This is a genomic window from Bacillus sp. K7 (genome assembly GCF_053903245.1).
Map to the genome: position 1 here is coordinate 1,850,858 of NZ_CP096406.1, position 13,892 is coordinate 1,864,749.

Genomic DNA, 13,892 nt, shown 5'->3' on the forward strand with positions numbered 1-13,892 from the left:
TTAATAAAAACATTGATATTTACTTATGTATGATTTTGTTTTAATATGAAATTGTGAGAAAATTGTGATGGAATTTACGTTCATCTGAGAATGATCTGATCTGAAGGGGGATTTTGGAGAATGGCAAACGAGCAAAAAACTGCGGCAAAAGACGTTTTCCAAGCGAGAAAAACGTTTACTACAAATGGGAAAACATATCATTATTACTCTTTAAAAGCATTGGAAGATGCAGGGGTCGGGAAGGTTTCGAAGCTTCCTTATTCCATCAAAGTTCTTTTAGAATCTGTTTTGCGTCAAGTTGACGGATTCGTGATCAAAAAAGAACATGTGGAAAATTTGGCAAAATGGGGAACTGCCGAATTAAAGGAAATCGACGTTCCGTTTAAACCATCTCGTGTTATTTTACAAGACTTTACAGGGGTTCCGGCAGTAGTAGACCTAGCTTCACTGCGTAAAGCGATGGCAGCCGTCGGGGGAGATCCTGATAAAATCAATCCTGAAATTCCTGTTGATCTTGTTATCGACCACTCTGTACAGGTTGATAAAGCCGGCACGGAAGATGCGTTAGCGATTAACATGGACTTGGAATTCGAAAGAAATGCAGAGCGCTATAAATTTTTGAGCTGGGCGAAGAAAGCGTTTAATAATTATCAGGCAGTGCCGCCTGCAACAGGTATCGTCCACCAGGTAAACCTTGAGTTCCTGGCAAGTGTCGTCCATGCCATTGAAGAAGACGGCGAGCTTGTCACGTATCCTGATACACTTGTCGGAACAGATTCACATACAACAATGATTAACGGTATCGGTGTTCTCGGATGGGGTGTCGGCGGAATTGAGGCTGAAGCGGGAATGCTTGGACAGCCTTCTTACTTCCCTGTTCCTGAGGTAATCGGCGCGAAACTTGTCGGAAAGCTTCCGAACGGAACAACAGCTACTGACTTGGCGTTAAAAGTGACACAGGTGCTACGTGAAAAAGGCGTTGTCGGCAAGTTTGTTGAATTCTTCGGACCGGGAGTTGCTGAATTGCCGCTGGCAGACCGTGCAACAATTGCGAACATGGCTCCGGAGTACGGGGCGACATGCGGATTCTTCCCAGTGGATGAAGAAGCGCTCAACTACATGCGCCTGACAGGCCGCGACCCTGAACATATTGATGTCGTCGAAGCATACTGCAGAAGCAATGGCTTGTTCTACACTCCAGATGCCGAAGAACCTCAATTTACTGATGTGGTTGAAATTGACCTGTCTCAAATTGAAGCAAACTTATCAGGTCCAAAGCGCCCTCAGGATTTAATCCCGCTTTCTGCTATGCAGGAAACGTTCAAAAAACATTTGGTCAGCCCTGCGGGTAACCAAGGATTCGGTTTACAAGCTGAAGAAGAAGACAAAGAAATTCAGTTTAAACTCCTTAACGGCGAAGAAACAGTGATGAAAACGGGTGCGATTGCCATTGCCGCAATTACAAGCTGTACGAATACATCAAACCCGTACGTTCTGATCGGAGCTGGACTTGTGGCGAAAAAAGCGGTTGAATTAGGGCTTAAGGTGCCTAATTACGTGAAAACGTCACTTGCACCGGGTTCTAAAGTCGTTACAGGATATCTTGTGAATTCAGGCCTTCTTCCATACATGAAAGAGCTTGGTTTTAATCTGGTTGGGTACGGATGTACAACATGTATCGGAAACTCAGGTCCGCTTTCACCAGAAATCGAAGAAGCGGTTGCGAAAAACGATCTTCTGATTACATCGGTCCTATCTGGAAACCGTAACTTTGAAGGACGTATTCACCCGCTTGTTAAAGGCAACTATCTTGCTTCTCCGCCGCTTGTTGTGGCATACGCGCTGGCTGGAACGGTGAATATTAACCTGAAAACCGATCCGATCGGTGTGGGCAAAGATGGTCAAAACGTATACTTTAACGATATTTGGCCGTCAATGGACGAAATCAATTCACTTGTTAAGCAAACTGTGACACCTGAGCTCTTCCGCAAAGAGTATGAAACGGTATTTGACGACAACAAGCGCTGGAATGAGATTGAAACGACAGATGAAGCGTTATATAAATGGGATAATGAGTCAACATACATTCAGAACCCGCCATTCTTCGAAGAAATGTCTGTTGAACCAGGCAAGGTTGAACCATTGAAAGGTATGCGTGTTGTCGGTAAATTTGGCGATTCCGTCACAACGGACCATATTTCTCCTGCGGGGGCAATCGGAAAAGACACGCCTGCCGGTAAGTACTTGCAAGAGAAAGGGGTTTCTCCTCGTGATTTTAACTCCTACGGCTCCCGCCGCGGAAACCATGAAGTCATGATGAGAGGAACATTTGCCAACATCCGCATCAAAAACCAAATCGCGCCGGGTACCGAAGGCGGATTTACAACGTACTGGCCGACTGGTGAAGTAACATCAATCTATGATGCGTGCATGAGATACAAAGAAGATAAAACCGGTCTTGTCGTATTAGCTGGAAAAGACTACGGTATGGGATCTTCGCGTGACTGGGCGGCAAAAGGAACAAATCTTCTCGGCATCAGAACGGTCATTGCTGAGAGCTTTGAAAGAATTCACAGAAGCAACCTCGTATTCATGGGTGTGCTGCCGCTTCAGTTTAAGCAAGGTGAAAATGCGGAAACTCTCGGCTTAACCGGTAAAGAAGTGATCGAGGTAGATGTTGATGAAAGCGTACGCCCTCGTGATATCGTTACGGTAAGAGCGATTGATGAAGCTGGAAATGTAAAAACATTTGAAGCGCTTGTCCGCTTTGATAGTGAAGTTGAAATTGATTACTATCGCCATGGCGGCATCCTGCAAATGGTGCTTCGTGAAAAAATGAAACAGTCCTGATGAATTGATAGGAGAGAAGGCATGTCGCTTTCTCTTCTTTTTATGACAAAATGTGCTGCGGAGGTGGCATATGATGAAAAAATGGCTCGCAGGGATCTTGCTCATTATGCTTGCCGGTTATACGGGATGGAATTTGTATCAAACATACAGCAAAAAAGAAGTCGGAATTGAAGAGGGACAGCAAGCACCCAATTTTTCTTTGAAAACGTTATCAGGAGAGAGAAGCTCTTTACAAGACACAAAAGGCAAAAAAGTCCTCCTTAATTTTTGGGCAACTTGGTGTAAACCTTGCCGTCAGGAAATGCCAGCGATGGAACAGCTGCAAAAAGAACACGCTGACGAACTATCAGTTGTTGCGGTTAATTTCACTTCAGCTGAGAAAAGCGAGAAACAGGTTCAGGCATTTGCTGATACGTATGAATTAACATTTCCTATTCTGATTGATAAAAAAGGGATCAATGCTGACTATAACGTGATGTCATACCCAACGACGTATATCTTAGATGAAAAAGGCATGATTCAAGACATCCATATCGGCACCATGACAAAAAAAGAAATGAAACAAAAACTGGATCTTGATTAGATTCAGTTTTTTTATGTTCAGGCATGCTTACAAGTTTTCAGAATTGGAAAAAATAAATGAGTATGCGGAGGTGAGAAGAGTGAAGAAGATGAGAAAGCGTTCGTTTCATGAGCTCGTCATGGAAAACAAAAAAGAGCTGATGACCAATACAGAGTATTTACATCAGCTTGAGGAAAAGCTTGAACAGCGATTTAAGCAAAAATAACCTTTAAATTGTATTCATGTTTACCCCTCCTTTTGAGAATCCTATCTATTGAGGAGGGATAAACATGGGAAACAACAAGAAAAACGGTCAGCCTCAATTTGCTCCAAGCCACTTGGGTACGAAGCCTGTAAAATATAGAGCCAATAAAGGGGAAAAAATGCAGGATAAGTCCGGACAGCAGCCGATCATCATGCAGACAAAAGGCGAGTAGCGCGAATCGAGTATATATTTAGGAGGTTCATCCACATGACAAAAAAACAAAATCAATATCAGCACCCTAATCCTGATGATCGTTCTGATAATGTAGAAAAACTGCAGGATATGGTTCAAAATACAATCGAAAACATGGAAGAAGCAGAAGCATCAATGGAATTTGCTTCAGGAGAAGACAAGCAGCACATCAAAGAAAAAAACGCTAGACGCGAACAGAGCATTGAAGCGTTTCGCAATGAAATTCAAGACGAATCCGCAGCGAGACAAAACGGATACCGTTCATAAAAACCAGGGAAACCTGGTTTTTTTCTTTCTGATTTGATTATGGTAAAATGGGGCTAAATTGACGTTAAGGGAGCAGAGTAATCTTGCAGGTATCAAAAAAAGAAATAGAAGTGCGTTATGCAGAAACAGATCAAATGGGGATTGTCTATCACGCAAATTATCTTGTGTGGATGGAGGTCGGCAGAACGGCTCTCATTAAAGATTTAGGCTTTTTGTACAGTGATATGGAAAAGAGAGGCGTCCTCTCACCAGTCGTTGATATCAATATTTCCTATAAAAAGCCGCTTCATTACGGAGAAACCGCGGTTGTGCATACATGGATAGAGGAATACAACGGGTTTAAAACCGTCTATGGTTATCATATTTATAATCCGGCCGGTGAGCTTTCTATAGAAGCCACCTCATCTCATATTTGTGTGGATAAAGAAAGCTTTAAGCCTATTCAGTTTCGTAAAGCTTTCCCTGATTGGCACGCAGCATATGAAAAGGCCAGAAAATAGGGAAGTGAACGAAAAATGGCGTTTGGTGTGAAGCGGGAGGAACTCAACCGGTGGAAACAAGCAGTGAAAAGAGGAGACATCGCATTTTTAACACATTACTGGCTGGATGACCGGTTTCCGGAAGCAAAGACTGTGACAAAAGCAGGCTGTGCAGATATTGATAAGCTGATTCAATGGGGAGCGGCGTACGGTTTAAAAAAAGAATGGATACATAAAAAAAGTGAATTTCCTCACTTTGATTTGCTGGGTGAAACACAGAAGTATATCTTGGAACAAGAGAACCTGACCGATCATCTTAAAAGATTTCATATATAAAAAAAGGAACGCACGTGTGCGTTCCTTTTTATTGGTATTCAAAAACCGGTTCGTCAGCGTCCTCTGAGTAGCTGACTAAAAGGTCGTGGTTATCGAAGTACCATAGATCACTCTCTTCAATAAAGAAGGTAATGCCGCCGGCTTCTGCAGTGGCTCCAGCCTCTTGTGGGGCATCTTTCGCCACACCGAGGGAAAATCCCTTTTGTACATTGCTGCAGCCGCCGTAGCGGACGAAAAAGCGAACCTGGTCTCCGCTTTCTAAATCAAGCTCTTCTTTATACCAGTTCAGTGCGTCTTCTTTAATTGTCATATTCATAACAGAACACCCCTTTGTTCTTCATTTGAATTTTCTCTATTATAAACGTATTAGGCTATTCTGTGTCAAAAGAGAAGGTTTTTACGTTTATAACCACTTTACTTTAGGTTCTGTTTTATTGATAATTCGTTTAATGTTCGCCCGGTGTCTGTATATCACAAAAATAGTGAGCAGGGTAACAACAATCAATAAATACTTGTCATGGACAAAGAGACTATATATCACAGTATAGATCCCTGTTAACATCGATGACAGGGAAACAAATTTAGTCAAGTATAAAAAGATGAAAAATACCGCGACCATCGTGATAAATAACAAAGGTGCGTAAAATAGCAAAACGCCTCCGGACGTTGCCACGGCTTTGCCGCCTTTAAATTTGGCGAAGATAGGAAACACATGGCCTAAAACTGCAAACACTCCTGCAAGAAGCGGATGAATATCAACATGCATGAGATGAGGCAATGCAGTTGCCAGCGTCCCTTTCAAAATATCTCCGGCGATGACGACGGAACCAGCTTTTACGCCCAGCGTACGGAATGCGTTGGTTGCGCCTAGGTTGCCGCTGCCGTGCTCCCGAATATCGATTCCCTTGGCAAGCTTGCCCACAATTAAGCCAGATGGAATGCTGCCTATCAGGTAGGCCAAAATAATCAATAAAGCAATTAACATCTACATTTCTCCTTTTTCAAAGTCCCTTCTTTTTATTTTAACACGAGATGTCATGATCTGATGACAAGTTTTTTGTAAAGTTTGCTTACAAATCCACACAAACATGCATCATCTTTTGATTTCTTTCATTTTGATCGTGTAAAATAGATAAAAAAGGAGTGGTACAGGATGCAAAACCCTACCAAAGCCGAAATAAAAGAGATTCTTGACAGAAGCAAGCGAATAGCGGTAGTCGGGCTTTCAGACCGGCCGGATAGAACGTCTCATATGGTTTCAAAAGCGATGCAGGATGCGGGTTATGACATCATTCCTGTCAACCCGACAATTGATGAGGCGCTCGGTGTCAAAGCCGTTTCTTCTTTAAAAGAGATTGACGGTCCCGTTGACATCGTCAATGTATTCCGGCGCTCAGAACAGCTGCCAGGCGTTGCGGAAGAGTTTTTGGAGACAGATGCTCCGGTATTTTGGGCACAGCAAGGGCTGGTCAACGATGAAGCTTACAAGATGCTAAAGGAAAAAGACAGAACCGTTATCATGGATCTGTGCATAAAAGTGGCGCACGCAGTAACAAAATAGGTGCAGAACTGCAAAAATCCTTGTGAATTCAAGGATTTTTGCTTTTTAATTTTAAGATATTGTTTGCGTATTGCGATGAAACAGATACAATAAAGCTTGAACAGCTTTTTTTGAATACCTTGTCTAACTGGGTTTCGGCCGTTCGATTTGCGAAGGTCTGCTGCTTTATATATAATAAACAAACATACGTTCTCGTGGTGTGAAAACAGCACTTACCGATGTTTTGCAAACTGATTCGTTGGCTTTATGTTGCGATCGCAAACATATTGGTTATAATGAGGAGTCCAAGCAGTACCGGCTTAAGGCGAGGTTTATAAAACTTATTTTATACAATTGATGCGCAACACTGAAAAAAGAGAAAGACAATGTAGTTTTTGAAAGGGGTTTGTACGTTTGGCTAGAAAACAGCAATTTGATTACAACGAAGATGCCATACAGGTGCTCGAAGGCCTTGAGGCCGTCAGGAAAAGGCCGGGTATGTATATTGGTTCTACTGACGCGCGGGGCTTGCACCACTTGGTTTATGAAATCGTAGATAACTCTGTCGACGAGGTGCTTGCGGGCCATGGAGATCACATCATCGTCAAAATACATAAAGACAACAGTATTTCTGTACAGGATAGAGGCCGCGGCATGCCAACTGGAATGCATAAGCTCGGCAAACCAACCCCTGAAGTGATTTTAACGGTGCTTCATGCCGGAGGAAAATTTGGCCAAGGCGGCTATAAGACGAGCGGAGGGCTGCACGGAGTTGGTGCATCAGTCGTAAACGCTTTATCTGAATGGCTGACGGTAACCATTGAGCGGGACGGTTTCATTTATCAGCAGCGGTTTGAAAATGGAGGAAAACCGGTTACATCTCTCGAAAAAATCGGCAAAACAAAAAAGACAGGAACGCTTACGCACTTTAAGCCAGATCCAACGATGTTCAGTGCAACAACTTATAATTTTGAAACGCTTTCTGAGCGCTTAAGAGAATCTGCGTTTTTGTTAAAAGGATTAAAGATTGAGCTGATTGACGAGCGCAATGACCAGCATGAGGTCTTTTATTACGAAAACGGCATAGAAGCGTTTGTCGCTTACTTAAATGAAGAAAAAGACGCCTTGTCTGAAGTGGTTTCTTTTGAGGGAGAACATCATTCAATAGAAGTCGACTTTGCGTTCCAGTTTAATGACGGTTATTCTGAAAACATCTTGTCATTTGTAAACAACGTGAGAACAAAAGACGGCGGTACTCATGAGTCTGGTGCAAAAACAGCGATGACACGTGCATTTAATGAATATGCGAGAAAAGTGGCTTTGCTGAAAGAAAAGGATAAGAATCTTGAAGGAACGGATATAAGGGAAGGGCTTTCAGCCATTATCTCTGTCCGCATTCCCGAAGAGCTTCTTCAATTTGAAGGACAAACAAAAGGAAAGCTAGGTACAAGTGAAGCGAGGTCAGCGGTTGATGCGATTGTTTCAGAGCAGCTTGCTTACTTTTTAGAGGAAAATCGGGATACCGCAACGCTCCTTGTTAAAAAAGCCATCAAAGCGAGCCAGGCACGCGAAGCGGCACGCAAAGCCCGTGAAGAAGCAAGAAGCGGCAAAAAGCGCAAAAAGTCCGAAGCGACCCTAAGCGGAAAGCTGACGCCTGCTGGTTCGAGAAACCCGGCAAAAAATGAATTGTATCTCGTTGAGGGAGATTCTGCAGGCGGATCAGCCAAACAGGGGAGAGACCGCAGATTTCAAGCGGTTCTGCCTTTACGCGGTAAAGTCATTAATACGGAAAAAGCAAAACTTGCTGATATATTTAAAAATGAAGAGATCAATACGATCATTCATGCGATCGGCGGCGGAGTCGGAGCGGATTTCTCAATCGATGACATCAACTACGACAAAATCATCATTATGACCGATGCTGATACGGATGGCGCTCATATCCAAGTGCTGCTTCTCACCTTTTTCTATCGCTATATGAAGCCGCTTATTGAGCATGGCAAGGTGTTCATTGCGCTGCCTCCTTTATATAAGGTCAGCAAAGGAAGCGGGAAAAAGGAAATCATTGAATACGCATGGTCTGATGAAGAGATGGATGATGTCCTGAAAAAAATCGGCAAAGGCTATACCATTCAGCGATACAAGGGTCTTGGAGAGATGAACGCAGACCAGCTGTGGGAGACGACGATGAATCCTGAGTCCCGCACGCTTGTGAGGGTTAAAATCGACGATGCGGCGCGCGTAGAGAGACGTGTGACGACGTTAATGGGAGACAAAGTGGAACCGCGCAGAAAGTGGATTGAGAAAAACGTCGCTTTCGGCTTAGATGAAGAAAGCAATATTTTAGAAAATGAAAATTTATCGGTCGCTGAGGAGGTTTAATGATTGTCACAGCCAGAATTATTTCATGATTTACCATTAGAAGAGGTGATCGGCGACCGTTTTGGGCGCTATAGTAAATATATTATTCAAGACAGGGCGCTTCCGGATGCGAGAGATGGCTTAAAGCCGGTACAGCGCAGAATTTTGTATGCGATGCATACGGATGGAAACACGTTTGATAAAAACTTCAGAAAAGCGGCCAAAACGGTCGGTAACGTCATCGGTAACTATCATCCGCACGGTGACAGTTCGGTTTATGAAGCAATGGTGCGGATGAGCCAGGATTGGAAAGTGCGAAATGTGTTAATCGAAATGCATGGAAACAACGGAAGCATCGATGGAGATCCTCCGGCAGCCATGCGTTATACAGAGGCGAGATTATCTCCGATTGCATCTGAGCTTCTTCGGGATATTGACAAAAATACGGTTGAGTTCGTCCCGAACTTCGATGATACAAGCAAGGAGCCTGTCGTACTTCCAGCGATGTTTCCTAACCTATTGGTCAACGGATCTACCGGGATTTCAGCGGGATATGCGACCGACATTCCTCCTCATCATCTCGGAGAAGTCATTGATGCTGTTATAAAACGCATCCAAATGCCATCTTGTTCTGTTGATGAACTCATGGAAGTCATAAAAGGGCCTGATTTTCCGACAGGCGGTATTATTCAAGGTGTTGACGGAATAAGAAAAGCTTACGAAACCGGAAAAGGAAAAATCATTATCCGTGGTAAAGCTGAAGTAGAAGGAATCAGAGGCGGACGTGAACAAATTGTCATTACCGAGATTCCATATGAAGTAAACAAAGCGAACCTTGTGAAAAAAATGGACGAGTTCCGCATTGATAAAAAGGTTGAGGGCATTTCAGAGGTTCGCGATGAAACAGACCGAACAGGGCTGAGAGTGGTTATTGAACTGAAAAAAGAAGCGGATGCTAAGGGCATTTTAAATTTCTTATATAAAAATACCGATTTACAGATCACTTATAACTTTAATATGGTGGCCATTCATAACCGCCGTCCCATGCTAATGACTCTGCCTGCTATTTTGGATGCATATATCGGCCACCAAAAGGAAGTTGTTACAAACCGGTCCGTTTATGAGCTTCAAAAAGCAAAAGACAGACATCACATTGTAGAAGGGCTTATGAAAGCTTTATCCATTTTGGATGAGGTCATTGCAACAATCCGCTCTTCAAGCGACAAACGTGATGCTAAAAACAATTTGATAGAGAAATATGAATTTACAGAGCCTCAGGCTGAAGCGATCGTGTCATTGCAGTTGTATCGTTTAACCAATACAGATATCACAGCGCTAAAGGAAGAGGCGGAAGAACTAGATAAAAAAATTGAAGAGCTCGAATCCATTCTGAGCAATGATAAAAAGCTCTTAAAAGTGATCACAAACAGCTTAAAAGCACTGAAAAAGAAATATGCAGACACACGGCGCTCTGTGATTGAAGAGAAAATTGAGGAAATTAAAATTAACCTTGAAGTCATGGTTGCGTCTGAAGATGTATATGTGACCGTTACGAAGGATGGGTACTTAAAACGGACGAGTCAGCGCTCATTTGCCGCTTCCAATGGCCAGGATTTTGGAATGAAGGATACGGATAGAATACTGCATCAGTTCGAAATGAATACGACGGATGTACTGCTGCTCTTTACGAACAAAGGCAGCTATATCTACTGTCCGGTTCACCAGCTGCCTGATATCAGATGGAAGGACATGGGCCAGCATTTTTCAAATGTGATTAGCATTGATGGTGATGAAACGATTGTAAAAGCAATACCGATAAAAGAATTTGATCCATCGGCGTATCTTTTGTTCTTTACGAAAAACGGCATGGTGAAGAAGACAGAACTCACCCATTATAAAGCACAGCGTTATTCTAAAGCGCTTGTGGCGTTAAATCTGAAGGGTGAAGATGAACTGATCAATGTACATGTGACAAATGGGGAAAGCCAGATCTTTATAGCCACTCAGCTTGGGTACGGCCTATGGTTTGGGGAAGATGAAGTAAATGTAGTTGGCGCGCGTGCGGCAGGAGTCAAAGGGATTAACTTAAAAGAAGATGACTTTGTGGTTTCCGGAGAGATCCTTCAGGAATCTGATTCCATCGTATTGTTCACACAACGGGGAGCGGTCAAACGCATGAGTCTTGCCGAGTTTGAAAAAACGTCCCGTGCAAAACGCGGTGTTGTGATGCTGAGGGAATTGAAGAAGAACCCTCACCGTGTCGTATCAGTATTCACTTGTGGTTTGAATCAGCGGCTGATGGCGGAAACTGAAAAAGGCGACAGAAAGGAACTTCAGGCAAAAGACTTGCGGACAAACGACAGATATAGCAATGGCTCTTTCTTTATTGATGAAGAGGAATCAGGCAGGGTCACAGCTGTTTGGCGCCTTCAAACAGAATAAATCATCAAAAAACCCGCTCACATGATGCGAGCGGGTTTCGTTTGTTTGCAATCAGCTTTCATGGCTTGTGAAAAGATCTGTAAAGGCATGAACAAATTCAATTCCTTGCCATACAAATAAATTCAGCGCTGTGAAAGAAAATAAGCCTAAAATCACCATTCTTAAGATAAACAACATGTTTAACAGCCTCCTCATATTTTCGTTATATAATCGGGTGATGTTGAACATGAAGTTTGCCGAAATAAGATGATTGATAAAATTTAGCCAGGATAAAGCTTTTTTTCCGCTGGCGCCTGCGGGAGTCACCCGTATCTTTGCTTTCAGCGGTCAGAAGCAGAACAGCCATTGCCCATAAAGCGATAAGCGCAATTGCTCCTGTGATGGATTTCTTCTCATCATCAGCATTTTGGCCGGTTTTCATCTCATGCATTTCCTGCTGGTCGGCTACGGCTTTATAATGATGGCCGATATCAAAGGCGTGGGGAATTGAGAACAAATGAAAACTGGCAATCGCCAAGAATAAGATGGACGCTTTCAGTATCGTTACTTTTTTCAAATGATCTCCCCCCTTTAATATTACTGAATATTCTTATAATAATACCCTAATCCAATCTGAAAGTAAACCTGATTTTTTAAATTTAAAAATAAATTTCACTTTGTTAAGTATATATCTTTTTGCTTACTTTTGAAAGAGAAATTGCTTTTATTAGTGTATGTATACCCGCTCTGAGATGTGAATAAAAACACATTTTAAATGATATGTTCGGTGTTTAGGATTTATCACTTTATTTATAAAAGTGTCAAGATAACATTCTTATTTTTTAATAGAGAACACTTTTTCTATGCGAGTTTATCATAAATTTTTTTATTCATAGGAAAATAATAGAAAGGCGGAACGAAGGAGTAAGTATCAATCTAGACAATAATCTTCGCGAAAAAACTTCCTAATTCGACATATTGTGATATAATAAGACTCAGCATGTTAAAAAATCTAACATCAAAATTGAATTTACTAAGAATTGATGAAACGGGAGGGCAATATGGAGTCTTTATTCAATAGCTTAATCAATATTCCAAGTGCTTTTATTTGGAAATATTTGTTTTATATTTTAGTAGGGCTTGGGTTATTTTTCACACTTCGTTTTGGTTTTATCCAATTCCGTTACTTTATTGAAATGTTCAGAATAGTAGGAGAGAAGCCTGATGGAAATAAAGGCGTCTCATCTATGCAGGCGTTTTTTATCTCGGCGGCATCCCGAGTCGGTACAGGGAATTTGACAGGTGTAGCCTTAGCCATTGCGACGGGCGGCCCAGGGGCTGTCTTTTGGATGTGGGTTGTAGCTGCTGTAGGCATGGCTTCAAGCTTCGTTGAGAGTACGTTGGCACAGCTTTATAAAGTGAAGGACGGAGACGATTTCCGCGGCGGTCCGGCCTACTATATTCAAAAAGGCCTTGGAGTCAGATGGCTTGGGATCGTATTCGCTGTCTTAATTACCGTATCATTCGGATTAATTTTTAACGCTGTTCAATCCAATACAATTGCAGGAGCGTTAGAAGGCGCTTTTCATGTGAATAAAACTGTTGTCGCCATTGTTCTTGCTGTTTTAACAGCCTTTATTATTTTTGGCGGTTTAAAACGTGTTGTCGCTGTGACACAATTGATTGTTCCGGTCATGGCTGGACTTTATATTTTAATTGCGCTATATGTTGTATTTGCAAATATTTCTGCATTCCCAAGTGTTATTGCGATTATTGTTAAAAACGCTTTAGGAATTGATCAAGTTGTCGGCGGAGGACTGGGAGCTATCATCGTCATTGGTGCACAGCGCGGACTTTTCTCTAACGAAGCGGGAATGGGTAGCGCGCCAAACGCTGCTGCGACAGCTCATGTTTCGCATCCGGCAAAACAAGGCTTTATTCAGACATTAGGCGTGTTTTTCGATACATTTATCGTATGTACGTCTACTGCGTTTATCATTTTACTGTACAGTGTAACACCAAAGGGTGACGGCATCCAGGTTACACAGGCTGCTCTGAGCCACCATATTGGAGGCTGGGCTCCTAGTTTCATAGCCATCGCAATGTTCTTGTTCGCCTTTAGTTCAGTTGTCGGAAACTACTATTATGGTGAGACAAATATTGAATTTATTAAAACAAGCAAAACATGGCTGAACATTTACCGTATCGCGGTTGTTGCTATGGTTGTCTTTGGGTGTGTAGCAGGGTTCCAGATTGTGTGGGACATGGCGGATCTCTTTATGGGAATTATGGCGCTGATTAACTTAGTTGTGATTACGCTCTTGTCCAACGTAGCTTATAAAGTGTATAAAGATTATGCGAGTCAGCGTAAACAAGGACTTGATCCTGTATTCAAATCGAAGAACATCCCAGGTCTGAAAAACGCTGAAACATGGGAAGATGAGAGACAAGAAGCATAAAAACACAGCTGCATTCACTTCAATGAATGCAGCTTTTTATTTGCCTGAAAGAAGCGGAATATTTTGATTTGATAAAATAATCATGTGTAAAGTCCTGATTATATGCTTTTATCTTTGTTCCCCATGTGTCAGCAGTATCTGACATAACTCGAAAAGAGCA

At 42.4% G+C, this 13,892-nt stretch carries 15 protein-coding genes; 11 read left to right on the forward strand and 4 right to left on the reverse strand.

Annotated features, from left to right (window positions below):
- Window positions 1-120 precede the first annotated feature (120 nt).
- The 7 genes from acnA (at window position 121) to M1D98_RS09485 (ending at window position 4,951) form a co-directional block, all read left to right on the forward strand.
- Entirely contained in the window at window positions 121-2,850 is a 2,730-nt protein-coding gene (gene acnA / locus M1D98_RS09455) for an aconitate hydratase AcnA (RefSeq protein ID WP_010328558.1), read from the forward strand.
- 70 nt (window positions 2,851-2,920) lie between these two features.
- Entirely contained in the window at window positions 2,921-3,433 is a 513-nt protein-coding gene (locus M1D98_RS09460) for a redoxin domain-containing protein (protein WP_268538684.1), read from the forward strand.
- A 79-nt stretch (window positions 3,434-3,512) separates the two neighbouring features.
- Entirely contained in the window at window positions 3,513-3,638 is a 126-nt protein-coding gene (locus tag M1D98_RS09465) for an FbpB family small basic protein (RefSeq protein WP_003328742.1), read from the forward strand.
- A 64-nt stretch (window positions 3,639-3,702) separates the two neighbouring features.
- The gene (locus tag M1D98_RS09470; RefSeq protein WP_010328560.1) at window positions 3,703-3,849 is read left to right on the forward strand and encodes an acid-soluble spore protein N; all 147 of its coding nucleotides are present in this window, start codon (window positions 3,703-3,705) and stop codon (window positions 3,847-3,849) included.
- Between the two features lie 35 nt (window positions 3,850-3,884).
- On the forward strand, window positions 3,885-4,136 hold the full coding sequence (tlp, locus tag M1D98_RS09475; RefSeq protein WP_121642658.1) for a small acid-soluble spore protein Tlp: 252 nt from the start codon (window positions 3,885-3,887) through the stop codon (window positions 4,134-4,136).
- An 83-nt stretch (window positions 4,137-4,219) separates the two neighbouring features.
- Window positions 4,220-4,636, forward strand: a complete 417-nt coding sequence (locus M1D98_RS09480; protein WP_010328562.1) for a YbgC/FadM family acyl-CoA thioesterase — start codon at window positions 4,220-4,222, stop codon at window positions 4,634-4,636.
- A gap of 15 nt (window positions 4,637-4,651) precedes the next feature.
- Complete coding sequence (locus M1D98_RS09485; RefSeq protein WP_121642659.1) at window positions 4,652-4,951, forward strand: hypothetical protein; 300 nt, start codon at window positions 4,652-4,654, stop codon at window positions 4,949-4,951.
- A gap of 28 nt (window positions 4,952-4,979) precedes the next feature.
- Here the strand turns inward: M1D98_RS09485 and M1D98_RS09490 are convergent, their stop codons facing one another.
- Both M1D98_RS09490 and plsY read right to left on the reverse strand, forming a co-directional pair.
- Window positions 4,980-5,267 (reverse strand): HesB/YadR/YfhF family protein, encoded by a 288-nt coding sequence (locus M1D98_RS09490; RefSeq protein WP_010328564.1) that lies wholly within the window; start codon window positions 5,265-5,267, stop codon window positions 4,980-4,982.
- A gap of 87 nt (window positions 5,268-5,354) precedes the next feature.
- Entirely contained in the window at window positions 5,355-5,936 is a 582-nt protein-coding gene (plsY, locus tag M1D98_RS09495; RefSeq protein ID WP_010328565.1) for a glycerol-3-phosphate 1-O-acyltransferase PlsY, read from the reverse strand.
- A 168-nt stretch (window positions 5,937-6,104) separates the two neighbouring features.
- On the opposite strand from plsY, the gene M1D98_RS09500 reads away from it, so the two are divergent.
- From M1D98_RS09500 to parC, 3 genes are all read left to right on the forward strand, one after another.
- The gene (locus M1D98_RS09500; protein ID WP_010328566.1) at window positions 6,105-6,512 is read left to right on the forward strand and encodes a CoA-binding protein; all 408 of its coding nucleotides are present in this window, start codon (window positions 6,105-6,107) and stop codon (window positions 6,510-6,512) included.
- Between the two features lie 393 nt (window positions 6,513-6,905).
- Complete coding sequence (gene parE, locus M1D98_RS09505) at window positions 6,906-8,873, forward strand: DNA topoisomerase IV subunit B (protein WP_456280198.1); 1,968 nt, start codon at window positions 6,906-6,908, stop codon at window positions 8,871-8,873.
- Between the two features lie 3 nt (window positions 8,874-8,876).
- On the forward strand, window positions 8,877-11,294 hold the full coding sequence (parC, locus tag M1D98_RS09510; protein WP_121642661.1) for a DNA topoisomerase IV subunit A: 2,418 nt from the start codon (window positions 8,877-8,879) through the stop codon (window positions 11,292-11,294).
- Between the two features lie 51 nt (window positions 11,295-11,345).
- On the opposite strand, the gene M1D98_RS09515 is transcribed toward parC, so the two are convergent.
- A complete protein-coding gene (locus M1D98_RS09515) occupies window positions 11,346-11,471 on the reverse strand; it encodes a hypothetical protein (RefSeq protein ID WP_014113948.1) in 126 nt (41 codons plus the stop codon).
- A gap of 25 nt (window positions 11,472-11,496) precedes the next feature.
- A complete protein-coding gene (locus M1D98_RS09520; protein ID WP_010330652.1) occupies window positions 11,497-11,850 on the reverse strand; it encodes a hypothetical protein in 354 nt (117 codons plus the stop codon).
- Window positions 11,851-12,334: 484 nt separating this feature from the next.
- Between M1D98_RS09520 and M1D98_RS09525 the strand changes: the two genes are divergently transcribed.
- Window positions 12,335-13,732 (forward strand): alanine/glycine:cation symporter family protein, encoded by a 1,398-nt coding sequence (locus M1D98_RS09525; RefSeq protein WP_121642662.1) that lies wholly within the window; start codon window positions 12,335-12,337, stop codon window positions 13,730-13,732.
- Window positions 13,733-13,892 lie beyond the last annotated feature (160 nt).

Coding starts and splice junctions, on each gene's coding strand:
- M1D98_RS09470 (WP_010328560.1), top strand. CDS start 3,703: ATGGGAAACAACAAGAAAAACGGTCAGCCTCAATTTGCTCCAAGCCAC.
- M1D98_RS09515 (WP_014113948.1), bottom strand. CDS start 11,471: ATGTTGTTTATCTTAAGAATGGTGATTTTAGGCTTATTTTCTTTCACA.
- plsY (WP_010328565.1), bottom strand. CDS start 5,936: ATGTTAATTGCTTTATTGATTATTTTGGCCTACCTGATAGGCAGCATT.
- M1D98_RS09485 (WP_121642659.1), top strand. CDS start 4,652: ATGGCGTTTGGTGTGAAGCGGGAGGAACTCAACCGGTGGAAACAAGCA.
- M1D98_RS09490 (WP_010328564.1), bottom strand. CDS start 5,267: ATGAATATGACAATTAAAGAAGACGCACTGAACTGGTATAAAGAAGAG.
- M1D98_RS09500 (WP_010328566.1), top strand. CDS start 6,105: ATGCAAAACCCTACCAAAGCCGAAATAAAAGAGATTCTTGACAGAAGC.
- M1D98_RS09460 (WP_268538684.1), top strand. CDS start 2,921: ATGATGAAAAAATGGCTCGCAGGGATCTTGCTCATTATGCTTGCCGGT.
- tlp (WP_121642658.1), top strand. CDS start 3,885: ATGACAAAAAAACAAAATCAATATCAGCACCCTAATCCTGATGATCGT.
- M1D98_RS09525 (WP_121642662.1), top strand. CDS start 12,335: ATGGAGTCTTTATTCAATAGCTTAATCAATATTCCAAGTGCTTTTATT.
- acnA (WP_010328558.1), top strand. CDS start 121: ATGGCAAACGAGCAAAAAACTGCGGCAAAAGACGTTTTCCAAGCGAGA.